A 599-nucleotide genomic window follows, 5' to 3' on the forward strand; every position below is an offset into this window, starting at 1 on the left:
TACGTGGTCATCGCCATGAAGGCCGACAACCACAACGAGGGCGGCATCTTCGCGCTCTACTCGCTCGTGCGGCGCTGCGCCAAGTGGCTGATCCTGCCCGCCATGATCGGCGGCGCGGCCCTGCTCGCCGACGGCATCCTCACTCCGGCCGTCACCGTAACCACGGCCATCGAGGGCCTCAGGACCATCCCGCTCGGCCACGCCCTTCTCGGCGACGGCCAGGGCAAGGTGGTCGCCATCACCATCGCCATCATCTGCATGCTGTTCGTGATGCAGAGGGCCGGCACCTCGAGCATCGGCAAGCTCTTCGGCCCGGTCATGACGTTCTGGTTCCTGTTCCTGGGCGGCGCCGGCCTCGTCAACATGCTGGGCAACCCCGGCATCCTGCGCGCGCTCGACCCGGTGCGCGGCGTCATGTTCCTGTTCTCGCCCATGAACCACTCCGGCATCATGGTGCTGGGCTTCGTCTTCCTGGCCACCACCGGCGCCGAGGCCCTCTATTCTGACATGGGACATGTGGGCAAGGCCAACATCTACGCCAGCTGGCCGCTCGTCAAGGCCTGCCTCATCCTCAACTACATGGGCCAGGGCGCGTGGCT

1 protein-coding gene is annotated in these 599 nt (G+C 66.4%); it reads left to right on the forward strand.

Annotated features, from left to right (window positions below):
- The coding region (locus EFAMC2_RS02540) for a KUP/HAK/KT family potassium transporter (RefSeq protein ID WP_187325105.1) at positions 1-599 on the forward strand (599 nt) is incomplete at both ends.

This window comes from Olsenella uli (genome assembly GCF_901212655.1).
GTDB lineage: Bacteria > Actinomycetota > Coriobacteriia > Coriobacteriales > Atopobiaceae > Parolsenella > Parolsenella uli_A.